A 22,518-nucleotide genomic window follows, 5' to 3' on the forward strand; every position below is an offset into this window, starting at 1 on the left:
CGCGGCGACGACTGTTAAGGGCTGCGACCCGGGTATCGGCGGGATTCGGAGAGCGGCGAACTCCCTCCGGAACGCGGCTCTCAGACTCGGTTGCCGAGGCGTCTAGTGACTCCCCGAAGGGACTGCGTTACCTCCGCCGGGTGCGGCAGTCCGAGCCGGTACCGGACCCGATCCTGTCGCTTGAGCGGGTCGAACACCGCGGGCTCTCTGAGCTCCCAGACCTGCGCCCGGCCCCGTCCACCGTGTCGGTCGAGGATCGCGTTCGCCGCGCGGCGGCCGGCCTCGTTGGCCGACTCCATCGACGCCAGATCGGCGTTCGTTCGGACGTAGTCGCTCGCCAGGGTGAGGTTTCCCACGCCGACGTCGGCCGGCGGCCGCTTCCGGAGCGACCCCACGGTGTTGATCAACAGCGGCGATCGGTTTTCGACTCCGGCATCCGTTTCGACGATCGAGGGATCGAGGAACCAGTCGACCAGCATGTCGTCCCGCAGCCGCCGGTCGGGCCCGTTCAGGTGGGTCTTCAGCTGCGCCCAGATCTCCTCGGCGATCTCTTCACGGGTACATTCCCTGGCCGGCTTTTCGTGGTAGAGTCCCGGCGTGTCCCAGTCGGAGGCGATAACTGAGAGAACGCCCTCGACCTCGTCGGGACCGCGGCCCTCGAGGTCGTAGCCCGTCCAGAACTGGCGCTGGGAGATCGAAGTCAGCGCCCAGGGGGCGTCGGCGTAGACCTGGTGGCCGCGGCTCAGTTCGACGTCGTCGGTGAGGTAGAACTGGATCCCGTTCATCCAGGCGGTATCGAGCCGATCGATCCGCCCCAGTTCCGGCGCTTCCCGGCGTAGCTCCGGCGTGACGAACTCGGGGGCGACCTCGACGGGGACGGCCAGCACGAACTCGTCGGCCGCGACCGTTCGTCCGTCGGCCAGCTCGGCGTCGGTCACGCGTCGCCCGTCGAACGCGAGGCCCCGAACAGGGGTGTTCGGTCGGAACTCGACGCCCAGCGTCTCGAGATGGCGGACCCACGGATCGATCCAGGCCTCGTTCGTCGGGGCGTTCAGGACCCGTTCGGTCGGCTCGGTCGGATCGAGCTGGCCGAACAGCAACTGCAGGTAGATGGTGCCGACCGTCCGTGCGCTCCCGACCTGCGGCCGGAGCGCGACGAGCGCCTGCGTCGCGTACGCGAGCCGGTCGCGAAACTCCTGCGAACGGTTCTCGGCGTCGATGAACTCCCACCAGGAGACGTCGTCGAGCTCCTCCTCGCGACGCTCATCGCAGGCGGTCAGCAGGTACAGCAGTCGCTCGAGCAGGAATCGGACGTCACTGCGGGGCAGGTCCTCGGCGAAGGCCGGACGGAGCGCCTCGAGCCAGCCCCGAACCGAGTCGGGCGTGCGGGTCTCCGCGATCCGCCCCGAATCCGCGGTGCTCGCGATCAGCGTCGCTTCGGTCTCGACGAGGTTGTCCGCGACGGTTCCGGCACCGTCGGGGATCCGCTCCATGGTATCGACGACGTGGCGGTAGAACGCCGGAAAGAACCGGAACCCGTGTTCGCCGTGGAGCGCGGCCGGATCGTCCGCGATCGGCATCGATCGGGCCTTCCCGCCGAAGCGGTCGTTCGCCTCGAAGACGGTCACGTCGTGCCCGCGCTCGGCGAGTTCGTGCGCCGCCGTGAGGCCGCCGATTCCGCCACCGAGTACGGCAACGTCGGTCATTAGCCGTTTTGGGGCACGGATCGACATAACGGGCGTCCCTAACTACGAATCCCTCGAGATGGAAAACGATCGTCCCCGGCCATGCGCGGTCGTCAGTCGTCGCCGGCGAGGTGCTCGAGGACCGCGTCGGTCGTCACGACGTCGCCGTACTTGGCGTCGATGTCGAGGAGGTTCGCCCTGTGTGGCCCCTCGGCTCTGTCGCCGACCGCGTCGGCCGGGACGATCGTGCGGTAGCCGTGCTGGAGGCTGTCGACCGCCGTCGCGCGGACGCAGCCGCTGGTCGTGACGCCGACGATGACGAGAGTGTCCACGCGGCTGGTGGTCAGCTCCGACTGGAGATCGGTCCCGAAGAAAGCGCTGGCGTACTTCTTCAGGATCACGCGTTCGTCGTCGAGGGGCGCGATCCGATCGTCCACCTCGACGCGGTCGGTCCCGAGGCGGAGCTCTTTGAGCGCGGGGACCTTCTCGACGAACATGCCCGCGTCGCCGTAGGATTCCTCGAACGCGACGGTCGTGAAGTACCGCGGCAAGTCGCGTTCTCGGAACGCCTCGAGCAGCCGCGCCGTCTGCTCGAGGACGTCGTCGACGTCCGACCCGAGATTCGAGTCCGGGTCGGTGAAGGCGTTGATCAGGTCGATGACGAGCAGCGCCGGGCGCTCTCCGATGCCGACGCTCTCGCCGAACTCTCGGTCGTCGTAGCGGTCCTCGGTGTCGTTGATCCAGTCCATAATGTGCGTCTGTGGGGTAGCTACGCGAACGATCGGGTGCGGTTCAGTTGTGCCGATCGTCGAACTCGTCGCGCTCGGCGGCGATCCGGTCGGCGAGTTCGTCGTCGTCCGGCAGCGGTCCGTAGTCGAACTCCGCGAGGTCCTCGCGCGTTTCGCGCTGGTCCGCCCGGCGCTCTTCCGTCGCGGCCTCGTCGAGGGTCCCGTCGTCACCGACGACGACGCCGTACTCCTCGCGGGCGGCGTCGGTCGAGATGAGCCCCTGCCGGATCTCCTCGGCGACGAGTTCCGGGTCCCGCTCGAGCGGGTCCCCCAGTCCGCCGCCGCCGGCGGTTCGGAAGACGAGTTTGTCGCCGGCCGCAACGGCGACGTTCTCGACCTTGGAGGGGAGTTCCTCCTCGGTCCCGTCGGTCCGGAGGAGCTTCTTCTCGCTGGTCTGGGCGTGTTTTCCGCCGTCGACGCCCCACGGGTACGTGTGCGCCCGGTCGTCCTGGAAGGTGATCGCGCCGTCCTCCTCGAAGGTGTAGACCTTCGTGATGCCGTGGCCGCCGCGGAACTCCCCGGCACCGCCGGTGTCGGTCCGGGTGCTGTACTCGTCGATCGTGAGCGGGTAGTAGGCCTCTTGGTACTCGGCGGGAACGGTCCGGAACAGCGGCCACCAGGAGTGGCCGTCGAGGCCGTCGCCGCCCGGGCGGGCGGGGATGCCACCGTAGAGGATCTCGAGCATCTGGAAGTCGTTGCCCTCGGAGTCGGTGCCCGCGTAGACCAGATTCGGCGAGGTCCCGTAGCTGCCGGCGACGCTGAAGTCGTCGATGAGCTTCGAGAAGGTGGCCTGCAGGACGTCGAACTGGCGGGCCATCAGCGGCAGGCGGTTGCCCAGTGCGGCCGGGAACTCCGGCTGGACGACGGTCCCCTCGGGCAGGTTGACCTCGAAGAGGTCGTAGTAGCCGTCGTTGAACGTCAGCAGCGGGTCGAAGGCCATGATGAGGAAGACCCCCGTGAACATCTTGAACATCTTCTCGTTCAGGAGGAAGTTCACCGTCCCGGGAACCTGATCGTCGGTCCCCTCCCAGTCGAGGTAGACGGTGTCGCCCTCGCGGTAGATCTCGAGGTGGAGCTTGATCGGCCCGTTGCCCATCCCGTCGTCGTCGACGTAGTCCTCGAAGGTGTAGCGTTCGCCTTCGGGCACGAACTCGCGGATGAGATTGATCATGCCGTCGCGAGTGCGGTCGAGAATGGCGTCACAGCCCTCGAGGTAGGTCTCCTTTCCGAAGCGATCACAGAGTTCCTGCACGCGGGATTCGGCGACGGCCGTGCCGGCCGCGAGCGCTTTGATGTCTGCCTCGGCGTGCTCGGGGAGGCGCGTGTTGTGCGCGAACGTTTCGAGGAGTTCGCTGTCGAACTCGCCGCCCTTGTAGAGCTTGACCGGCGGAAGGCGCATCCCCTCCTCGAAGACGGTCGTCGCCTGGACGGGCATGCTGCCGGGGGTCTTCCCGCCGACGTCCATCAGGTTCCCCCACTGGCTGCCGAAGCCGACGAGGTCGCCCTCGTAGAAGATCGGCCGGAGCAACAGCATGTCCGGCGTGTGCGAGACCGCGCCGGCGCACATGTAGGGGTCGTTGGTGGCGATGACGTCGCCCTCGTTCAGCTCGTCCCAGCCGAAGGGGGCGTTCTCGATAATCGTGTCGATGGCGCTGCCGAACTGGCCCATGACCATCCGTCCCTGCGGGTCGGCGATCAGGGGGAACTGGTCTGACTGCTCACGGATGACCGGACTGATGGCGGTCGTCTCGAGAACGCGGTCCATCTCGTGGCGCGTGTTCGAGAGCGTGTTCTCGATGATGTCGAGGGTCGTCGCGTCGATGTCGTGGTCCCCGACGAAGTCGGGGGTGGCGTCGGCTGCGTGCTGGCTCATTGTGAATCACTCCGCGTTATTTCCAGGTTCGCGTACCGATCGACCGTCGCCGTGTGGTCTGGCTGGACGACGACCGTCGAGTCGTCGTCGGTGACGATCGCCGGCCCGGCGATCGCGTTGCCGGGTCGCATCTGTGCGCGGTCGTAGATCGGCGTCTCGTGGTAGCTGTCGTCGAAGAAGACCTCCTGTGTGCCGACTTCCGCCCCGCTCGCGTCCTCGCCGCCGAGGTCGCTCTCCTCTAACGTGACGCCCTGGATCGTTCCCTTGCCGATGACTCGGAGGTTCGCGATCTCGAGGGGCGCGTCGAGGGAGAAGCCGAAGCGCTGGTCGTGGCGCGACTCGAAGTCGTCTTTGATCTCCGCGATGCCCTCCTCGGTCCGGAGGTTCGAGAGGTCGATCGGGATCGACATCTGGACGTCCTGGCGGTAGTACCGGCAGTCGGCGTAGTACTCGAAGGCGTGGTTCGCCTCGCCGACGCCCTCCGAGACGAGCCAGTCGGTCGCCTCCGCTCGCAGGTCCTGGTAGGCCTCGTACACTTCCTCGCCGTCGACGTCCTGATCCGTCTTCAGGTAGGTCTCGGAGAACTCGTTTTGCACGTCGCTCGTCAGGAAGCCGAAGGCGCTCATGACGCCCGGTCCCGGCGGGACGATCAGCGGGTAGGCGTCCATCACGTCCGCCAGCGCGTTCGCGTGCATCGGGCCGGCACCGCCGAACGCGACGAGCCCGAAGTCCCGCGGATCGTAGCCGCGCTCGACGGAGACGACCCGGAGCGCGCCGTACATGTTCTCGTTGACGATGTCGAGGATCGCCTGAGCGGCCTCCTCGACCGTGCTGTCGCGCTCGTCGGCGACCGTCCGGATCGCGTCACGGGCCGCCTCGCGATCGAGTTCCATGCTCCCGCCGAGCCGGACGTTCGACGGAATGCGGCCGAGCACGACGTTCGCGTCGGTCACCGTCGGCTCCTCGCCGCCCTGTCCGTAGCAGGCCGGCCCCGGATCGGCCCCGGCGCTCTCGGGCCCGACCTGGAGCGATCCCGACAGTTGGACGCGAGCGATCGAGCCCCCGCCCGCGCCGACCGTGTTGACGTCGACGGCTCGAGACTTGAACTCACGGTAGCCGACCTTCGTCTGGCGCGTCGTCTCGGGTTTGCCGTCCTCGACCAGCGAGACGTCCGTCGAGGTGCCGCCCATATCGAGCGTGAGCACGTCGGGAACGCCCTTCTTCTCCGCGATGGTCGCCGCGCCGACGACGCCGCCGGACGGCCCCGACAGGGCGAGTTCCACCGGCCGGTGTTTCGCGGCGTCGGAGCTCATCAGCCCGCCGTCCGAGCGCACGACGTTCATCTTCGCGGTCGAGCCGGCCGCCTCGAGCGAGTCGTCGAGGTCGTCGAGGTAGTCGATCACTTGCGGCCGCGCGTAGTCGTTGATGACTGTCGTCAGCGTCCGCTCGTACTCGCCGTACTCCGGAACGATCTCCGCGGAGATCGACACCGGGAGATCCGGACACTCGTCCTGAATGATGTCCCGGACCTGCCGTTCGTGGGCCGGATTCAGATACGAGTTCAGCAGGGCGACGGTCAGCGACTCGACGCCCGAGTCGGCGAGCTCCCGGACCGCCGCTCGGACCGCTTCTTCGTCGATCGGTTCCTGCTCCGATCCGTCGGGCGACGTGATCCGGCCGCCGACGCTTCGCGTATCGACGAGATCGGCCAGGGGCGTCGGTTTCTCCATGTCCATCCACCCGTAGAGCGGCCCGGGCGTCCACGCCCGCGCCAGATGGAGGACGTCCTCGTGGCCCTCGCTGGTGATCAGTCCGACTCGGGAGCCGGTCTCCTCGAGCAGCATGTTCGTCACGACGGTCGTCCCGTGAAACAACAGGTTCAGTTCGCCGACGGACGTGTCGGCCTTGTCGACGGCCTCCTCGATCCCGTTGATCACGCCCTCCGACGGGTTCGCCGGCGTGGAGAGCACCTTGTCGATCGTGAGTTCGCGGGTGTCCTCGTCGAAGACGATGACGTCCGTGAACGTCCCACCCACGTCCACTCCTAGGTTGTGTGCCATTTGGTATCGTACAGGTATCTCCACCGTAGCCGTTCGAGTAAGCGTTCTCCCAACCAGTGGGGGGCGTTTATATACTTCCGTCGGGCCGAGTCGACACCGGGGGCCGATTCTCGGACGCGGTACGCGTCCGGTGGGTCCGCGTTGTAGCGCTGACTCTCGTCTCGACGCTTCGTCGCATCCCGGTCGGAGCCCCACCGTCCGAGTATATAAACGGCCTACACTGGGTGGACCAACTGTCTTCGGTCGAGGGGGAGTGGTACAGGGAAATGGCAGCACGAGAACGAACCGGTCCCCTCGACGGACTCCGGGTCATCGACATGTCCGGCATGATAAGCGGTGCCTTCGCGACGACGATGATGGGCGACTTCGGCGCGGACGTCGTGATGGTCGAACACCCCGAGACCGGCGACCCGATCCGCGAGTGGCCCCAGAAGACCGAGGAGGGGGAATCGCTGGCCTGGAAGTCGCTGGGCCGCAACAAGCGTTGTATCACGCTCGATCTCGGCTCCGAGCGCGGGCGCGAGATCGCCCTCCTGTTGATCGAGGACGCTGACGTCGTCTTCGAGAACTTCCGCCCGGGAACGATGGAACGGTGGGGACTCGGCCCCGACGACGTCCACGCGGTCAACGAGGAGGCGATCATGGTCCGCCTCTCGGGGTACGGCCAGACGGGGCCGAAGTCCCAGAAGCCCGGCTTCGGAACCATTGCAGAGGGCATCTCCGGTTGGGCGCACGCGAACGGCTTCCCGGACAGCGAGCCGCTCCTTCCGCCGATCAGTCTCGCGGACCTGACGGCGGCCCAGTTCGCGATGCAGGCCACGATGATGGCGATCTTCGAGCGCGACGTGGGCCGCGGCGGGAGCGGCGAGGGTCAGGTGATCGACGTCTCCCTCATCGAACCGCTCTGGCGGCTCTTCTTCGGCGAGGTCGAGGCGTACGACCGGATGGACCACGTCCGCGAACGGACCGGTAACCAGCACCCGAGCACGGCCCCGCGTAACATCTACGAGACCGCCGACGGCTACATGACGCTGTCCGCGTCGAATCAGAAGATCTTCGAGCGCGTCGCCGCGGCAATCGACAAGCCCGAACTGATCGAGGATCCTCGCTTCGACGACAACGAAGCCCGCGTCGAGAACAGCGACCCGCTCAACGCGGCGATCGAGGAGTGGACGAGCCAACGGACGACCGAGGAGGCGACCGAGATCCTCGAGGCCCACGACGCCATCGTCGGTCCCGTTTACGACATGGCCGACATCTTCGCGGACGAACATTTTCAGGCTCGAGACAGCATTATCGAGGTCGAGGACCCCGACGTGGGATCGATCAAGACTTTCGCTCCCATCCCGAAGTTCTCACGGACGCCCGGCGAGGTCGAGTTCCTCGGGCCGGGACACGGCGAGCACAACGAGGACGTCTATCGGGGCGAACTCGGGATGACCGCCGAGGAGTACACGGAACTGGAAGAGAAGGGGATCATATAGATGCAGCTGACCGACGTGACGCTCCGCGAAGGCGACCAGATGCCGGGTCGCGAGTACAGCGCGGAGCAAAAGATCGAGTGCGTCCGCGCGCTCGACGACCTCGGCGTTCCGTTCGTCCAGCCCGCTTTTCCCGCGACGGGTGAGAAGGACCAGACCGTCGTCTCCGAACTGAGCGGCACGACCGACGCGGAGATCGTCGCTCTGGCCAGAGCGCTCGAGCGCGACATCGACGCCGCGGTCGACGCGGGCGCCGACGTGGTCGAGACGTTCGTATCGGTCTCGGATCGACACCTCGAGCACCTCCTCGACGCCTCTCGCGAGGAGATGCTGACGATGCTGACCGAGGCGGTCGACTACATCGTCGACCGGGGCGGCACACCGCACGTCACGCTCGCGGACGCGTTTCGCACCGACCACGACGACCTGGTCGAGGTGTTCGAAGCGATCCCGAACGTGCCGTTCGTCACCCTCGCGGACTCCGTCGGTGCGCGGACGCCGGCGACCGTCGGATCGTCGCTCGATCGGCTCGGCGACGACGTCGACCTCTCCCGCGTCGGCGTCCACTTCCACGACGACATGGGCTGTGGGACGGCCAACGCCCTGACGGCCTATCAGGCCGGCGTCGCCAAGGCCGACGTGAGCGTCGCGTCCCTCGGCGAACGAGCGGGTAACAGTTCGCTCGAGGAGGTCGTCGTCGCCTGCGCCGTCGACCTGGGGGACGACCTCGGTATCGAGACGGACGAACTCGTTCCCGTCTGCCGGGACGTGCTCGACACGCTCGGTGAAGAGTACGGCGACCGGAAGGCAATCCTCGGCGAGGAGATCTCGGAACACGAATCGGGGATCCACACCGCGGCGATGCTCAGCGATCCCGCAACGCTCGAGCCGTTCGATCCCGCGGCCTTCGGCGGCGAACGTCGGCTCGTGTTCGGCAAATCGACCGGAAAGGACGGCGCGCGCAAACTCCTTGAGCGGGCGGGCATCGAGGCCGACGACGCGACCGTCTCGGCGTTCAAATCGGCGCTGGCGGACCGCGGCCCGCTCGAGCTGGACGAGGCCGTCGCCCTCGCGAAGCGGGAGTTCGGGGACTGATCGACGCGGATCCGCCGTCCGAGCCAACACTGGTCGGGTGTATTTACGGAACCGTTATGTCGTGGTGGTCTGTAGCATACGGACAACGACTGGCGACGATGTTTCAAGCCGAAATCCACCTCCAACAGGAGAAAGCCTGCGTCCTCGACGACTTCGCGGATCACTTCGGTACGTCCTTCGACGTCAACATCGAGGAACTCCACGACCACCTCGTGACGTTTACCATCCGGATGGAGGAGTCACGCGAGGAGTTCCTCGAGTTCTTCAGGAACGCCAAGCAGGTCGAGCACGTCGAACGCCTCGACGAGTCGACCTACCTGATCACGAAGACCTCGTGTGGCGCGTACTCGGCGGTCGATCGGAACCACGGCGTCCTCCGTCGACAGAGCCGGGTCCGCGGCGATCGCCGCGTCTACACCGTCCTGTTCTTCCGCCGGGAGGACCTGCGGGCCATGATCGACGATTTCAACCGGATCGGGACCGTCACGCTGGGCAAACTCACCGAGTTCGATCGATCGAAATCGATGCTCACCGACCGGCAACTCGAGGTCGTCACGCGCGCCCTCGAGGAGGGGTACTTCGAGTGGCCGCGGACGATCGACAGCGAGGAGCTCGCCGACGAGCTGGGGATTAGCCGAACCACGATGCTCGAGCACCTCCGGAAGGCGCAGTCGAAGCTGCTGACCAGTGCCATCGAGGAGAACGACCGATCGAATCCGATGGAACGGATCGAACGGTAGGTCGACCGTACGTTCAATACCCGCTCGCTCGAACACCCTCGTGTATGCGACTGTTCGTCAGCGTCGACCTCCCCGACGATCTCGCCGACGCGGTCGCCGACCTGCAAGCCGAGTTCGACGGTGCGAGCGGGCTCAATGTCACCGATCCCGAGCAGGCCCACGTGACGATGAAGTTCCTCGGCGAGGTAGACGAGGACCGAGTACCCGACCTCGAGCGGGAACTCGCGGCTGCCGTCGACGATGCCGCCGTCGAACCCTTCACCGCTCGATACGGCGGCTTGGGCGTCTTCCCGTCGCTCGACTACATCAGCGTCGTCTGGCTGGGCGTCGAAGACGGCGGCGCGGAACTCACTCGGCTCCACGAAGCCATCGAGGATCGGACGACGGCGATGGGATTCGAGGCCGAGGATCACGACTTCACGCCCCACGTCACGCTCGCGCGAATGGAACACGCCGGCGGGAAGGACTTGGTCCAGGAACTCGTACAGGAGCGCGACCCGACAATCGGCGAGACTCGAGTCGACGAGGTTCGGCTGACCGAGAGCACCCTCACGGACGAGGGGCCGGTGTATTCGACGGTCGAGTCGTTCCCGCTCGAGTGAGCCTGCCGTCGTCGAGTGGACTCTCAGTCGGATCGTGTGCGGCCGTCGAGGGCGGTATGGGCGGCCGACGGTGTTCGATTCGGCTGCGTTCTCGAGAGACGACTATTAGCTGAAATGACGTATTGTGTCGCTCGCACCCGGTATAGTCAGGAAATACAGAACTGAGTATCAAGACCGGGTCCGTCGTAGCGAGTCCGAGACCATGGGTCCCGTGTTCGACGACCGTCCGTCGGAGCCCGCGAGCGGTCGATGGCGCGTGACGCGGCGCGAGGCCCTCGCCGCGATCGGGGGTGCGACCATCGCGTCCTCGATCGGTACGTCGCGGACGGCAACCGACCCGGACCGCGACGCCCCCGTTCGCGTCCGGGTCTATCCCGGTGCCGTTCCGCACCAGGCCCGACTGCGGTACGGACTCGACGCCCTGTACCGCGACTGGCCGGTTCCACTCCGGGACGCGGTGGCGGCTATCGAGTCGGCGTTCGAGCAGGTACTCACATACGCCCGCGACCGCACCCGACTCGAGTCCCTCGAGATCAGCGTCGAGCGCGGTAGGCCAATTCGGATCCCGCCGTCGGCGACGCCGCTCTCGGCCGATGCCGTGCTTCCGTCGCTCGAGACTCTCCTCGAGCGCTTTCGCGAGCGGCTGCGGAACCGCGACGCGCTCACCGGCGGGGCCTGTCACGTCTTCCTGCCCTGGTCGCCGCTGAATTTCCGCGTCGGCTACGGCGGGACGCTGGCACCGAACTCGATCACCGGCGAAGGGGGCGCCGGCGACAGCGGCGATGCACAGACCGTCGCGAACGTCGGCGCGACCGAGGTCTGGGACTCTCGAGCGGTGACGAGAAACATGGCGATTCACGAGACGATTCACACGTTCCTTCCGAACGACATCGTCGCGGCCGTCGGCGACGCGTACTGCGATCACGAACTCGGAACGGCCGTCCGGACGGAGGAGGAAACGCTGGAAATCTCTCCGATGGCGACGGCCTACGCCGGCCCGGACCGGATCGGCGGCGGCACCCGTTTCCACGGCACCGGCTGCTCTGATCGGGACCGATTCTCTCGCCACGACGGCAACGAGGGCATCGAGAACTGGACCTACACCACCGAACTCAGTGACGCGACGTGCGAGGGCGTGACGCGTTTTCTCGAACGGTGGAGCGCACCGTGACAGTTTATAGAAATATTATTGCCGAATAATAGGGGGGTCGCTAGTCGGATTCATATGCTTTCGTTCGTTTCTATCGGTAGCGCGTTTCACGTCGGTCCGAACAGGTGACTGACCCCGTTCGGCGTGTGTTCGGTCGGCCCCACCGGACTCCGCCGCTTAGATGGACAAGATTTTAAGCCACCGCGGGCTACGTCCGGCTACTATGGGTAAAAAATCGAAGGGCAAGAAGAAGCGACTTGCCAAACTCGAGAACCAGAACAGCCGCGTCCCGGCGTGGGTTATGATGAAGACGGACATGGAAGTCCAGCGCAACCCGAAACGACGCAACTGGCGGCGCAACGACACTGACGAGTAACGATGAGTGCAAGTGATTTCGAGGAACGCGTCGTAACCGTTCCGCTGCGCGACGTCAAGAAGGGGGCCAACCACGAGGCCGCCGACTACGCGATGCGACTGGTCCGCGAACACCTCGCCAAACACTTCGCGGTCGACGAAGACGCCATCCGTCTGGACCCCTCGATCAACGAGACGGTCTGGGCGAACGGGCGCTCCAACCCGCCGCGAAAGCTGCGCGTCCGCGCAGCCCGCTTCGACGAAGAGGGTGAAGCCGTCGTCGAGGCCGAGGTCGCAGACTAAACTTGCAACGCCTCGCATTCGCCGGGTCGGCCTACGTCGGCGTCTTCGCCCGCGCGACCGACTCGTGCGTACTCGTTCGCCGCGACGTCGACGACGACGTTGCCGCCGCCCTGACCGACGAACTCGAGGTGCCCGCCATCCAGACGACCGTCGGCGGTTCCTCGACGGTCGGCGCGTTAGCGATGGGTAACGAGAACGGACTGCTCGTCAGCTCCCGGGTCCTCGAGTACGAGCGCGAGACGCTCGAGGAGACGGTCGATCTTCCCGTCGCCGAACTGCCGGGAAACATCAACGCCGCCGGTAACGTCGTCCTCGCGAACGATTACGGGGCCTACGTCCACCCGGACCTGCCCCGCGAGGCGATCCAGATCGTCAAGGACACCCTCGACGTTCCCGTCGAGCGCGGCGACCTCGCTGGCGTCCGCACCGTCGGCACCGCCGCGGTGGCGACCAACACCGGGGTGCTCTGTCACCCTAAGGCGACCGACGAGGAACTCGATACGCTCGAGGACGTCCTCGATGTCCGGGCCGACGTCGGCACGGTCAACTACGGCGCACCGCTGGTCGGCTCCGGGCTGATCGCCAACGAGGCCGGCTACGTCGTCGGCGAGGATACGACCGGCCCCGAACTGGGCCGGATCGAGGACGCGCTGGGCTATCTCGACTGACCCGCTGCAACCGGGTGCGACCCCGATTTCTCCACGTCTCTTCGACCGGACTCGAGCGGCCGCCATCGACGCAGTTCGATCCGGTTAGCGACCGCGAAAATCATCCGACTGTGCCCGTTTCGGACCGACATTTATATTCACTCGACAGCGAGTACTCGCTGTATGGTCTGGCAGGACGGTATCTTCATGGCTGGTAGTTTGCTCTCGGTCGTCTTTCTCGCGCCCGCGCTCCGGAACGTGAACACGCGGCTTCCCCTCGCGACGACGGTCCCCAAGATGGCACTGGGTGTCGTTTACGCGGTGACGTTCGCCACGATGGGGATGTCGCTCGCTGCGGGCGGCCTGCTGGCTACTGGGGGCATGTGGTTCCTGCTTGCCGCCTACCGCTCGCCGCGTTCGGCTGTATCACCGCGTTCGTCACAGGAGACGGACTGCGAGCGTGTCCCCGCCTCGGGCCCGCCCCGATAGCGCGTGACAGGCAGCCCGATTTGCGATCGCTCGACGACTGGCTGGAGCGATTCGTTTTCGCCTAGTGCTGTTCGAATCGGTGTAACACGACCTCGCTGTCGTCGTCCCACTCGAAATTGTCGTGAGCACGCTCGAGCATGCGCCGATACCCCTCGAGGTCGTCCATCCCTTCGGCCTGGGCGTCCTCGTCGGTCAGGTCCCCGAGCGTCCGCTCGCGGATCTCAGTCACTTCGAAGGTCGTTCCGTCGATCGTGAACGTGTCCCCTTCGTCCGCGTACTGATGCCCGCGGTGGATCTGGGTGACGTCTCCGTCGAGGGCCTGCGTTTGCATCCGCTCGCTGGGCAACAGCTCGCTCGGATCGAGTTCGCTCATGGTCGCCGATTCGGCGTCGTGTGGTAAAATCGTTGACCCTCCGCTCGTCGGCTATCCGTGGTTGCGGCGCGCCTCTCGGCCTGTTCCGCCGGATACGCCCGTCGGGATGGGAAGGGAAGATTCTTCCGGCTGCCTGCCGGAGGAATAGGCATGAGTCAATTTACGGTCAGTGGTCGGTTCAAGAGCCGCGACGGGTTCGCGGAGTTCGAGACGACGATCGACGCCGAAAACGAGAACGTCGCCCGCGAACACACGCTCTCCCAGTTCGGGAGTCAGCACGGGCTGAAACGTAGCGAGATCGAGCTTGAGGAGGTATCCCAGCAATGAGTCAGCAGCAACTTCAGCAGCTGTCCCAGGAGCTTCAGGAGATCGAAGAACAGATCGAGGGTCTTCAGGCGAACGTCGAGGCCGTCCAGCAGGAGAAGACCGAAGTCGACGAGGCCATCGAGGCCCTCGGCACGCTCGAGACGGGTTCGACCGTCCAGATGCCCCTCGGCGGCGGCGCGTACCTCCGAACGACCATCGAGAACATCGACGAAGTGATCGTCGACCTCGGTGCCGATTACGCCGCGGAGTTCGAGGAAGACGACGCCGTCGACGCCCTCGAGAACAAGAAAGAGCACCTCGACGAGCAGATCGACGAGCTCAACGAGGAGATCGCCGAACTCGAGACTGAAAGCGACGAACTCGAGCAGCAGGCCCAGCAGCTCCAGCAGCAGGCGATGCAACAGCAGATGCAGGGAATGGGTCAGGGTCAGGGCCAGGGCCCCGACGAGTAACGCGGCGCAGGCAGTCTTATCGATACCATGTTCGACAACCTGAAGGACAAACTCGGTAGCTTCCGCGAAGACGCCGAAGCGGCCGCCGACGAGAACGTCGAGGAGGTCGACGAAGACGAACTCGAGGACGAGGACGTCGAGCCGGACGTAGCGGCGGAGTCGGCCGACGCGGAAGCTACCGATACTACCTCCGAAACGGTGGCCACCGAACCGACCGAACCGGCAGCCCCATCGTCGTCTGCGGTCGAGCCTGATGCCGAGGGAGCGTCGGAGCAATCGGCGACGAGCGAGTCCGCTACTGCAGACGCGGCCGAGTCCGCGGGACAGGAGCCGGCGACCGATCCCGAACCCGATACTCTCGACTCCGAGCCGGAATCGGAGGAGACGGTCCGTGACGAGGAGGCGGCCGCTGAAGCGGCCGTCGATGAGGACGTGGATGAGGATGGGAACGACGACGTGGCTGATGAAGCGGCCGTCGACGGGGACGAGGAAGACGATGCCGACGACGGCGGCAGGACCGGCCTCGGTGCCAAAGCCAGATCTCTCATCACGGGGACGGACGACGAGTCCGAATCGGACGAGGCGTCCTCCGACGCGGAATTAGCCGAGTCGGTCGAGGAAGAATCGGAGGAACCGGCGGAGCCGGCCGTCGAAACGGAGCCGTCCGTCGACGAAGAACCGGTCGACGAGGGGACGGCCGAGGATGACGATGACGACGAGGGCGGCAACTCGACCGGGTTCGGCACGAAGGCTAAATCCCTCGTCAAGGGGAAGTTCGTCATCGAAGAAGAGGACCTCGAGGGGCCGCTCCACGAACTCGAGATGGCGCTGCTCTCGAGCGACGTCGAGATGGGCGTCGCCGAGGAGATCCTCGACAACATCCGCGACGAACTGGTCGGCGAGACGCGGACCTTCACGACCTCGACCGGCGAGGTCGTCGAGGAGGCGCTGCGTAACGCGATCTACGACGTGATTAGCGTCGGTCAGTTCGACTTCGACGAGCGGATCGCCGCCGAGGACAAACCGGTCACCATCATCTTCACGGGCGTCAACGGGGTCGGAAAGACCACCTCGATCGCCAAGCTGAGCCGCTACTTCGAGGAGCGGGGCTACTCGTCGGTGATGGCGAACGGCGACACCTACCGTGCCGGGGCGAACCAGCAGATTCAGGAACACGCCGACGCCCTGGACACGAAGTGTATCAGTCACGAACAGGGCGGTGACCCAGCAGCGGTGCTGTACGACGCCGTCGAGTACGCCGAAGCCAACGACGTCGACGTCGTGCTGGGCGATACGGCGGGACGGCTCCACACCGACGAGGGCCTGATGGACCAACTCGAGAAGATCGGCCGCGTCGTCGATCCCGACATGACGCTGTTCGTCGACGAGGCCGTCGCCGGGCAGGACGCGGTCAACCGCGCTCGCGAGTTCAACGAGGCCGCGGAGATCGACGGGACGATCCTGACGAAGGCCGACGCCGACTCCAACGGCGGTGCGGCGATCTCGGTCGCCCACGTCACCGGGAAGCCGATCCTGTTCCTCGGCGTCGGACAGGGGTACGACGATTTAGAGCGGTTCGATCCCGACGAGATGGTCGATCGGCTGCTCGCCGACGAGGAGTAGACTCCTGCGTTCGATCGCCGTCCTGTCAGCTGTTCTCTATTACAGAAGACACTTATTAGCTGTCTAAGAAGTCGGCGTATGAACCGCCCGCTGTCTCGGCGAGCCCTCCTCGCGTCGGTCGCAACGACCACGGCGGTCGCGACGGGTGGGTTCGAGTCCGACCCGAGTGACGCTCCCGAGCCGTCGCTCGAGTCGAAAGCCCTCCCCCCTGACCGGTACGACTGCAGCGACGTCGACCGTCCCGAGCCCGATCCGCCGGCAGACGAGGACGCACTCGAGCCGCGGCCGTACCCGGAACGACCGTCTGAGACGCGTCTCGAGGAAACGAACGAGGTATCGGACCGCGTACCGGCGTCGGTCCCGCTGTACGGGACGGATCGGTACGTCATCGACTTCGAGCGGGCGTATCGACGGAACGCCTTCGTCGCCCAGTATGGGCCCATCGCGCGGCGCTTCGAGTTCCGGAACACGGCGTCCCGAACGGTACCGATCGATTCGGCTGCAGACGGGGCCGCCCTTCTGGTGGTGATTCTCTACGACGTGACGACCGGAACGCGACAGGCGATGGGGGGAAGCCGCAACGAGTGGGACGTTCGCGTCACGTACTACGTCGACGAGAACGTCGTGCTCCGTGCGCGATACGACGGCGTTGCGGAAGAACTGACGTTCGATCCCGATCCGCGGAGGCAGGGCGACCTCGTCGCGTGCGTCGACTGAGCGCGGCCGTCAGGGCCGCTACCAGCGATGGTTTTCCGGGAGCCGTTCGACACGCTCACCCTCCCGCCCGCCGCTGTTCTCGAGCACGTCGTGCCGTCTACCGGGGCGGTTCGTCGCGTCCGTGTAGCGACGTCATGGTAGCGGATAGTGTTGCCCGTATCACCGACGCGTACGTCGCCGGTGATGGCCGCCGGTGGAGCGTTCCGGCGTGTTCGAAGGGGTTTCCGTCCGTCCCCGTCGTCGGTAGCCGAACGATGCAGCAATATTCGCCGGTGAAAACGATCCACGTCATGATTCGCCGAGTTGCGGGGGTGTATAGGTGTGGGGTTGTATTACCCGTCAAACAATGGTCTTTGAAGATAGTGTTATCAGTCACGAGAGTGCTGCATCGAGCAGCGGCGGTGGTTCGCATGCGTAGCGAAAGCGCAGATTCTTCCGACTCCGCACGAACCACGAGGTGGTTCGCGTGAATACGACGGAACAATACAAACAGAACAAGCATCCGCTCGACGTTATCGACGACGTCTACGACTACGCCGACGAGGAACTCTCCTTCGACGAGATCGAGGAGCGCGCCGGCGGCGGCGAGTGGGAGCGCCTGAAGTGGGCCGGTATGTACGCCCAGAAGCAGGAGGGCTACTTCATGATCCGGACCAAGGTGCCCGGCGGGAAGCTCACGCCGGAGCAGGCCGAAGTGATCGGCGAGGTCACCGACGACCTCGCAGTCGCCCCCGAAGAGTACGGCGGCGAGGAACAGAACGAACTCTGGGGCGACGCGTATCTCGACATCACGACCCGACAGGACATTCAGAAACACTGGATTCGCGTCGAGGACGTCCCCGAGATGTGGGACCGCTACGACGAGGTCGGCCTGACGACGGTCCAGGGCTGCGGTGACTCCGCCCGGAACGTCCTGGGCTGCCCCGCGGCCGGACTCGACGACCACGAGTGTTTCAACGCACAGCCGGTCATCGACGCCGTCTCGGACTTCTTCACCGAGAACCGCGAGTACGCCAACCTCCCGCGGAAGTTCAAGATCACGATCACCGGCTGCGCCCACGACTGCGCGCAGTCCCAGATCAACGACGTCGGACTCGTCCCCGCAAAGAAGGAAATCGACGGGGAGCACTACTACGGCTTCCACGCCCGCGTCGGCGGCGGCCTCTCCGACGGCCCGCGAATGGGATCGGAGCTCGACGTCTTCATTCAGCCCGAAGACGCCGTCGAGTTCTGCCGCGCCGTCGCACAGACGTTCAAGGAGCTCGGCGACCGCAACAACCGCGGCGTCTGCCGCATGCGCTACCTCGTCGAGCAGATGGGTCCCGAGAAGTTCGAGGAAGCGATCCGCGACCGCAGCACCGTCGACCTGCTCGAGGCCGGTGAGAACCTGACGGTCGGCTACCAGGGCGACCACGTCGGCGTCCACGAGCAGAAACAGGACGGCCTCAACTACGTCGGCTTCAACGTCATCGCGGGCCGAATGGGCGGCGATGAGTTCGCCGCTGCAGCCCGCGCCGCCGAGAAGTACGGGACCGAGGACGCCTCCGTGCGCCTCGCGACCGACCAGAACTTCCTGATCACGCACATTCCCGACGAGAACGTCGACGACCTCCTCGCGGAGCCGTTCGCCCAGGAGTACAGCCCCGATCCGGGGCCGTTCTCGCGGGGCGCGGTCGGCTGTACGGGCAACGAGTTCTGTAACTACGCCATCATCGAGACGAAGAAACGCACCAAGCGCTGGGCCCGCGAGCTCGACGAGCGCATCGACGTGCCCGACGACATCGGCGCCATCCGGATGCACATGTCCGGCTGCTCGGCCTCCTGTGCCCAACCTCAGATCGCAGACATCGGGTTCCGTGGTGAGACGGTCAAACTCGAGGACGAGAACAGTACCAACGCGGAAGGCGACAACATCGTCGAAGGGATGGACTTCGGTCTGGGCGGCTCGCTGGGTGCCGACAACGAGTTCCTCGACTGGGTCGAGAGCGCCGTACCCGCCGACTCCGTGATCCCGGCCCTCGAGCAGCTGTTCGAGGCCTACTCCGCGGACCGTGATGAGGGCGAGAAGTTCTACGAGTGGTGCCGCGGCGTCGACAACGGCGAACTCCGGTCGATCATGCAAGAGGCGGACGCACCGGTTGCACGAGGTGTCGCCCATGGGGACTGATAGCGAGGACGAACGCAGTGAGTCCTCGGATGAGCGAGCGGGAGCGAAGCGACACGCGAGCCGCGAGGACGAGCAGCGCTTCCCCCACGTTCCGGCCTCGGACGACGATGACGACGCCGTCATCGTCCCCGACGCCGAGGGTGGCGCATCCCGGTCCCGAGAGAACACGGATCACGCTCGAGAGGGTGCCATCGCCACGGACGGCGGTAACGATGCCGCCGAAGCCAGCGGCGAGAGCTGCTCGCCGAACACCTGCACCTGCGGCGAGAAAACGGCTGCCGACACCGATGCCGAGTCCGAAACGCCGCCCGTCGCGACCGACGGCGCCGGCGTCGCCAACGTCGACGAGATGGGCGAACTCGGCGACCTCGAGTTCACCGAGCCAGCGGAGAACGTCAGCCAGGACGTCGACAACGGCTCGCCCGACACGCGCGTCGGGATTCCGGACGGCGTCGACCTCGAGACGCCCGATTACTCGATCCGGTCGCAGATGAACGACATCGAGACGCCTGACGAGAAGACCTGGTTCATGGAGCTGGACGAGGCCGTCATAGACGAGGGTCGTTGTATCCAGTGTGGGACCTGCGTCGCCGCCTGCCCATCGGACTCGATCGGCATCGGTGACGACGGCCTGCCGGAACTGGTCAAGATGTGTACCGGCTGTTCGATGTGTTGGGACTTCTGTCCCCGCGGCGGCCTGCGCTACGAGCGCCAGTGGAAGATCACCGGCGGCGAGGACAACGTCAAGGGCGCGGGCGACCCGATCACGGAGTTCTCCGCGAAGGTCGAAGACGACTGGACCGACAAAGCGCAGGACGGCGGCGTCGTCACCGGCGTCCTCGCGACCCTCCTCGAGGAGGGCGAGATCGACGGTGCGCTCGTCGCGACCGAGAGCGAGGAGGACGCCTGGAAGGCCGAGAGCTTCCTCGCGACGACGACCGAGGAGCTCATCGAGAACGCCGGCACCGTCTACAACCAGACGATGGCGCTTGGCAACCTCGACCTCGAGCAGTGGAAGCACAAGCTCCCCGACAAGTCCTGGGACGAACTCAGCCTCGCGGTCGTCGGGACGCCCTGCGAGATCGAGGGCCTCCGCGCCCTGCAGGACTTCGAGTGGGACTACCAGGCCCAGGACGAGGGCCTCCGCGCGGTCGACTACAGGATCGCGCTGATGTGTACGAAGAACTTCAACTACCGGAAGCTCATGGGCGAGCAACTGGAGGAGAAGCGGGACATCGCGCCCGAGGAGATCGGCAAGATGGACGTCCTCAACGGCAAGATGATGGTCTACGACCACGACGGCGAGATGATCGTCGAGGAGGACATCGAGAACTTCCACGACGCCGCCCTCAAGGGCTGCGACGAGTGTGCCGACTTCACCGGCTTCTGTTCGGACATCACCGTCGGCTCCGTCGGCTCGAGCGACGAGTACTCCAGCGTCATCATCCGCACCGAACAGGGGATGAAGGCGTGGGAACTGACCGAGCCGAACCTCGACTACCACGACCTCGAGGACAAGAGCGCGGTCGGCAAGCTCCAGGGCTGGGACAAGAAGAAGGCCTTCGAGAGCCTCGAGCGGCCCTTCGACCCCGACGCCCCGCGGTTCATCGAGTACAAGGACCACGCCGAGAACTACGGCACCGAGCTGAACCCGCACGACTTCGGTCACTGAGGGGGTTCGGGCTCGAGCCAGTTTCTCTGTCGTTATTCTGCCGTTTTTCTCAAGCTAATCAGTCAGTCACTAGCGGTGGCGCACGCTGTGCCGCGGTGAGGAGTGCGAGGCCGAACGAAGTGAGGCCTCGGAACTGCGAACGGCGACGGGAGGAGCCGTGAGCCATCGACGAACCGCGGCTCGAAGCCGTGCGAGGGATGAGTGAGCGACCGAAGGGAGGGAACGAATCGGCTGGGGAGGGCGTGGCGATTCCCTGCTTCCAGCACGAGTAGGTCAGCTTTAGCAGTTCTTCACGTTCTAACGGCCATTATCGAGGAATTCACTGATGCTCGCAACGCCCATCACTGAATAATCATCCTCAACATATTCATTAGTTATAAGTATAGTTGTGACAATATTCAAACGAAAGCTAGTCTTCAAACGCGCGAGCGGAGGGGGCGTCCTCACGAAACGCCCCGGGTGCCCTAAACACCCGAGACTGGCTTTCAATCCCAGCGAGGGATTTGAAAGCATGATTGCGTACATCCTATCGGGATATAAACGTCCCGAACGACAGTGGAATCAACTCCAACGACCAGCGACAGCACTCGATCGAACGGCCTGCCAACGGCGACCTCGGAGGGCACGATGAGCGACGAGCGCACGCCTGCTGAACCCTCGAGCGAGCAACCCACTCAAACCCGCGACACGCCGTACTCGATCGAGCGGGCGAGGGAGCGCTTCGACACCGCGCTCCCCGACTGCCCCCTCTGTGGCACCCCCATCTGGGCCGTCTCGGTCATCGGCCCGCTCGAGGCCAGCGCCTCCCCCTGCGGCTGTACGGTCACGCCGGGGCTCCTCGAGAACGACTACGAGTACTGACTCGGGGTCGAACTCCATCCCACAGGCTCGAGCGCCAGCGCTCGAGTCTCGACAGCAAGCCGATCACTCGACGGTGCACCGTCGGATCGCATCCCACGACACACCACTCGGATCCACCAGCGGCGACCGCCGCTATCGACGGTTGCTGTCGGGCGGTCGGCCCGTAATCGGGCTCGAGAAGGGTAGCAAATGGCGGACGACGAGATTCGGAGTTTGGCTGTCACACCGAGATGACCGCCGGCGAGACGGCCGATTACCGATGGCACCGATACGTCTATTACGCTCTGTTACATCTTGTTACGTATGCCCGTCGACTTCGAGAACTACCGCCCGACCGACCTCCCCGAGGAGGAGACGAACGGACGGCAAATCCTCGAGTTCCTCGCATCGAATCCCGAGACGGGGTATCGTGCCGGCGAACTCGCGGCGGAGCTCGAGATCCCCCGCGGGAGCGTCGGAACGACGCTGAGTCGTCTCGAGAGTCGGGGACTCGTTCGCCACAAGGGCGAATACTGGGCGATCGATCCGGACGCGTACGATGCCCACACGGCGAGTCTCATCGGACTGGAAACCGTCGCCGAGCAGTTCGAAGGCGACTACTACGACGAAAATCCGGACTGGGATGCGGGACTCCCCGACCTCAGCGAGCAGGAAGCCGACGGGTCGGTGGAGGACGAGTAATGTACGAGCGCGATGTCGTCGTCGTTGCGGCCGATCCGTTCGGCAACACGCCGCGCCGGCCGTATCTGATCGTTAGCAACGCGGCGCATCCGTTCGCCGGCCGGCAGTACATCGCGCTCGGAATCACGACGAAAGAGTACGTTGCGAGCATCCCGCTCGAGGGCGCGTTCGAAACCGGATCCCTGGATCGCGAATCGTTCGTCTCTCCCTGGGCCGTCGTCTCGTTGCAGGATATCGACGTGGATCGAGCGATCGCTCGAGTAAGTACTGAATTGACCGATACCGCGGTCGACCAAATGACGCAATACGTCTTCGATTGACGGCTGTCGGACGAACACGGCGAGTTACTGACGACTCGCCCGGTCTGATACTGATCAA

At 65.4% G+C, this 22,518-nt stretch carries 23 protein-coding genes; 18 read left to right on the forward strand and 5 right to left on the reverse strand.

The annotated features are described in order from the left end of the window. Window positions 1-80 precede the first annotated feature (80 nt). The 4 genes from LDB05_RS15795 to LDB05_RS15810 form a co-directional block, all read right to left on the reverse strand. Entirely contained in the window at window positions 81-1,706 is a 1,626-nt protein-coding gene (locus tag LDB05_RS15795) for a hydroxysqualene dehydroxylase (protein ID WP_226004947.1), read from the reverse strand. Between the two features lie 92 nt (window positions 1,707-1,798). Then, window positions 1,799-2,434: an isochorismatase family protein gene (locus tag LDB05_RS15800; protein WP_226004948.1), complete on the reverse strand. Its 636-nt coding sequence runs from the start codon at window positions 2,432-2,434 to the stop codon at window positions 1,799-1,801. Between the two features lie 43 nt (window positions 2,435-2,477). Next, window positions 2,478-4,346: a hydantoinase B/oxoprolinase family protein gene (locus tag LDB05_RS15805; RefSeq protein WP_226004949.1), complete on the reverse strand. Its 1,869-nt coding sequence runs from the start codon at window positions 4,344-4,346 to the stop codon at window positions 2,478-2,480. Continuing rightward, window positions 4,343-6,406 carry a hydantoinase/oxoprolinase family protein gene (locus tag LDB05_RS15810; RefSeq protein WP_226004950.1) on the reverse strand — a complete coding sequence of 688 codons (2,064 nt, stop codon included), beginning with the start codon at window positions 6,404-6,406 and terminating at the stop codon, window positions 4,343-4,345. The genes LDB05_RS15805 and LDB05_RS15810 overlap by 4 nt, the downstream gene beginning before the upstream one ends. Before the next feature lie 266 nt (window positions 6,407-6,672). Here LDB05_RS15810 and LDB05_RS15815 point away from each other — a divergent pair, with 266 nt between their 5' ends. The 9 genes from LDB05_RS15815 (at window position 6,673) to LDB05_RS15855 (ending at window position 13,267) form a co-directional block, all read left to right on the forward strand. Further along, window positions 6,673-7,890 (forward strand): CaiB/BaiF CoA transferase family protein, encoded by a 1,218-nt coding sequence (locus LDB05_RS15815; RefSeq protein ID WP_226004951.1) that lies wholly within the window; start codon window positions 6,673-6,675, stop codon window positions 7,888-7,890. After that, on the forward strand, window positions 7,891-8,982 hold the full coding sequence (locus LDB05_RS15820; protein ID WP_226004952.1) for a LeuA family protein: 1,092 nt from the start codon (window positions 7,891-7,893) through the stop codon (window positions 8,980-8,982). It begins immediately after the preceding gene. Between the two features lie 98 nt (window positions 8,983-9,080). Further along, entirely contained in the window at window positions 9,081-9,722 is a 642-nt protein-coding gene (locus LDB05_RS15825; RefSeq protein WP_226004953.1) for a helix-turn-helix domain-containing protein, read from the forward strand. Between the two features lie 44 nt (window positions 9,723-9,766). After that, window positions 9,767-10,324, forward strand: coding sequence for an RNA 2',3'-cyclic phosphodiesterase (thpR, locus tag LDB05_RS15830; RefSeq protein WP_226004954.1), 558 nt, complete (start codon window positions 9,767-9,769; stop codon window positions 10,322-10,324). A 202-nt stretch (window positions 10,325-10,526) separates the two neighbouring features. Continuing rightward, on the forward strand, window positions 10,527-11,495 hold the full coding sequence (locus LDB05_RS15835; RefSeq protein ID WP_226004955.1) for a hypothetical protein: 969 nt from the start codon (window positions 10,527-10,529) through the stop codon (window positions 11,493-11,495). A 202-nt stretch (window positions 11,496-11,697) separates the two neighbouring features. Beyond that, the gene (locus LDB05_RS15840) at window positions 11,698-11,850 is read left to right on the forward strand and encodes a 50S ribosomal protein L39e (protein ID WP_004267621.1); all 153 of its coding nucleotides are present in this window, start codon (window positions 11,698-11,700) and stop codon (window positions 11,848-11,850) included. Between the two features lie 2 nt (window positions 11,851-11,852). After that, window positions 11,853-12,131, forward strand: coding sequence for a 50S ribosomal protein L31e (locus LDB05_RS15845; protein WP_226004956.1), 279 nt, complete (start codon window positions 11,853-11,855; stop codon window positions 12,129-12,131). Between the two features lie 2 nt (window positions 12,132-12,133). Further along, window positions 12,134-12,799, forward strand: coding sequence for a translation initiation factor IF-6 (locus LDB05_RS15850; protein ID WP_226004957.1), 666 nt, complete (start codon window positions 12,134-12,136; stop codon window positions 12,797-12,799). A gap of 162 nt (window positions 12,800-12,961) precedes the next feature. Further along, on the forward strand, window positions 12,962-13,267 hold the full coding sequence (locus LDB05_RS15855) for a hypothetical protein (RefSeq protein ID WP_226004958.1): 306 nt from the start codon (window positions 12,962-12,964) through the stop codon (window positions 13,265-13,267). A 61-nt stretch (window positions 13,268-13,328) separates the two neighbouring features. On the opposite strand, the gene LDB05_RS15860 is transcribed toward LDB05_RS15855, so the two are convergent. Beyond that, the gene (locus LDB05_RS15860) at window positions 13,329-13,640 is read right to left on the reverse strand and encodes an ASCH domain-containing protein (protein ID WP_226004959.1); all 312 of its coding nucleotides are present in this window, start codon (window positions 13,638-13,640) and stop codon (window positions 13,329-13,331) included. Window positions 13,641-13,790: 150 nt separating this feature from the next. Here LDB05_RS15860 and rpl18a point away from each other — a divergent pair, with 150 nt between their 5' ends. From rpl18a to LDB05_RS15905, 9 genes are all read left to right on the forward strand, one after another. After that, window positions 13,791-13,967, forward strand: coding sequence for a 50S ribosomal protein L18Ae (rpl18a, locus tag LDB05_RS15865; RefSeq protein WP_226004960.1), 177 nt, complete (start codon window positions 13,791-13,793; stop codon window positions 13,965-13,967). Further along, window positions 13,964-14,419: a prefoldin subunit alpha gene (gene pfdA, locus LDB05_RS15870; RefSeq protein ID WP_226004961.1), complete on the forward strand. Its 456-nt coding sequence runs from the start codon at window positions 13,964-13,966 to the stop codon at window positions 14,417-14,419. Before rpl18a ends, pfdA begins: the two co-directional genes overlap by 4 nt. A 27-nt stretch (window positions 14,420-14,446) precedes the next feature. Next, entirely contained in the window at window positions 14,447-16,042 is a 1,596-nt protein-coding gene (ftsY, locus tag LDB05_RS15875) for a signal recognition particle-docking protein FtsY (protein ID WP_226004962.1), read from the forward strand. 78 nt (window positions 16,043-16,120) lie between these two features. After that, window positions 16,121-16,759, forward strand: a complete 639-nt coding sequence (locus tag LDB05_RS15880) for a hypothetical protein (protein WP_226004963.1) — start codon at window positions 16,121-16,123, stop codon at window positions 16,757-16,759. A 466-nt stretch (window positions 16,760-17,225) separates the two neighbouring features. After that, window positions 17,226-18,926, forward strand: coding sequence for a nitrite/sulfite reductase (locus tag LDB05_RS15885; RefSeq protein WP_226004964.1), 1,701 nt, complete (start codon window positions 17,226-17,228; stop codon window positions 18,924-18,926). Beyond that, window positions 18,916-20,598 (forward strand): Coenzyme F420 hydrogenase/dehydrogenase, beta subunit C-terminal domain, encoded by a 1,683-nt coding sequence (locus LDB05_RS15890; RefSeq protein WP_226004965.1) that lies wholly within the window; start codon window positions 18,916-18,918, stop codon window positions 20,596-20,598. The genes LDB05_RS15885 and LDB05_RS15890 overlap by 11 nt, the downstream gene beginning before the upstream one ends. Window positions 20,599-21,225: 627 nt before the next feature. After that, complete coding sequence (locus LDB05_RS15895; protein WP_226004966.1) at window positions 21,226-21,459, forward strand: hypothetical protein; 234 nt, start codon at window positions 21,226-21,228, stop codon at window positions 21,457-21,459. A 303-nt stretch (window positions 21,460-21,762) separates the two neighbouring features. After that, window positions 21,763-22,140: a MarR family transcriptional regulator gene (locus LDB05_RS15900; RefSeq protein ID WP_226004967.1), complete on the forward strand. Its 378-nt coding sequence runs from the start codon at window positions 21,763-21,765 to the stop codon at window positions 22,138-22,140. After that, window positions 22,140-22,460 carry a hypothetical protein gene (locus LDB05_RS15905; protein ID WP_226004968.1) on the forward strand — a complete coding sequence of 107 codons (321 nt, stop codon included), beginning with the start codon at window positions 22,140-22,142 and terminating at the stop codon, window positions 22,458-22,460. The genes LDB05_RS15900 and LDB05_RS15905 overlap by 1 nt, the downstream gene beginning before the upstream one ends. The last annotated feature ends 58 nt before the right edge of the window (window positions 22,461-22,518 follow it).

Origin of the sequence: Natrinema salinisoli, from assembly GCF_020405205.1 — an archaeon.
GTDB lineage: Archaea > Halobacteriota > Halobacteria > Halobacteriales > Natrialbaceae > Natrinema > Natrinema salinisoli.

Excerpts from the sequence above, each read along its gene's own strand:
- LDB05_RS15820 (WP_226004952.1), top strand. The coding sequence starts at position 7,891 with ATGCAGCTGACCGACGTGACGCTCCGCGAAGGCGACCAGATGCCGGGT.
- LDB05_RS15800 (WP_226004948.1), bottom strand. The coding sequence starts at position 2,434 with ATGGACTGGATCAACGACACCGAGGACCGCTACGACGACCGAGAGTTC.
- LDB05_RS15825 (WP_226004953.1), top strand. The coding sequence starts at position 9,081 with ATGTTTCAAGCCGAAATCCACCTCCAACAGGAGAAAGCCTGCGTCCTC.
- LDB05_RS15805 (WP_226004949.1), bottom strand. The coding sequence starts at position 4,346 with ATGAGCCAGCACGCAGCCGACGCCACCCCCGACTTCGTCGGGGACCAC.
- LDB05_RS15905 (WP_226004968.1), top strand. The coding sequence starts at position 22,140 with ATGTACGAGCGCGATGTCGTCGTCGTTGCGGCCGATCCGTTCGGCAAC.
- LDB05_RS15895 (WP_226004966.1), top strand. The coding sequence starts at position 21,226 with ATGAGCGACGAGCGCACGCCTGCTGAACCCTCGAGCGAGCAACCCACT.
- LDB05_RS15900 (WP_226004967.1), top strand. The coding sequence starts at position 21,763 with ATGCCCGTCGACTTCGAGAACTACCGCCCGACCGACCTCCCCGAGGAG.
- LDB05_RS15810 (WP_226004950.1), bottom strand. The coding sequence starts at position 6,406 with ATGGCACACAACCTAGGAGTGGACGTGGGTGGGACGTTCACGGACGTC.
- rpl18a (WP_226004960.1), top strand. The coding sequence starts at position 13,791 with ATGAGTCAATTTACGGTCAGTGGTCGGTTCAAGAGCCGCGACGGGTTC.
- LDB05_RS15855 (WP_226004958.1), top strand. The coding sequence starts at position 12,962 with ATGGTCTGGCAGGACGGTATCTTCATGGCTGGTAGTTTGCTCTCGGTC.
- thpR (WP_226004954.1), top strand. The coding sequence starts at position 9,767 with ATGCGACTGTTCGTCAGCGTCGACCTCCCCGACGATCTCGCCGACGCG.
- LDB05_RS15795 (WP_226004947.1), bottom strand. The coding sequence starts at position 1,706 with ATGACCGACGTTGCCGTACTCGGTGGCGGAATCGGCGGCCTCACGGCG.
- LDB05_RS15860 (WP_226004959.1), bottom strand. The coding sequence starts at position 13,640 with ATGAGCGAACTCGATCCGAGCGAGCTGTTGCCCAGCGAGCGGATGCAA.
- LDB05_RS15835 (WP_226004955.1), top strand. The coding sequence starts at position 10,527 with ATGGGTCCCGTGTTCGACGACCGTCCGTCGGAGCCCGCGAGCGGTCGA.
- LDB05_RS15815 (WP_226004951.1), top strand. The coding sequence starts at position 6,673 with ATGGCAGCACGAGAACGAACCGGTCCCCTCGACGGACTCCGGGTCATC.
- ftsY (WP_226004962.1), top strand. The coding sequence starts at position 14,447 with ATGTTCGACAACCTGAAGGACAAACTCGGTAGCTTCCGCGAAGACGCC.
- LDB05_RS15880 (WP_226004963.1), top strand. The coding sequence starts at position 16,121 with ATGAACCGCCCGCTGTCTCGGCGAGCCCTCCTCGCGTCGGTCGCAACG.
- LDB05_RS15845 (WP_226004956.1), top strand. The coding sequence starts at position 11,853 with ATGAGTGCAAGTGATTTCGAGGAACGCGTCGTAACCGTTCCGCTGCGC.
- pfdA (WP_226004961.1), top strand. The coding sequence starts at position 13,964 with ATGAGTCAGCAGCAACTTCAGCAGCTGTCCCAGGAGCTTCAGGAGATC.
- LDB05_RS15840 (WP_004267621.1), top strand. The coding sequence starts at position 11,698 with ATGGGTAAAAAATCGAAGGGCAAGAAGAAGCGACTTGCCAAACTCGAG.
- LDB05_RS15890 (WP_226004965.1), top strand. The coding sequence starts at position 18,916 with ATGGGGACTGATAGCGAGGACGAACGCAGTGAGTCCTCGGATGAGCGA.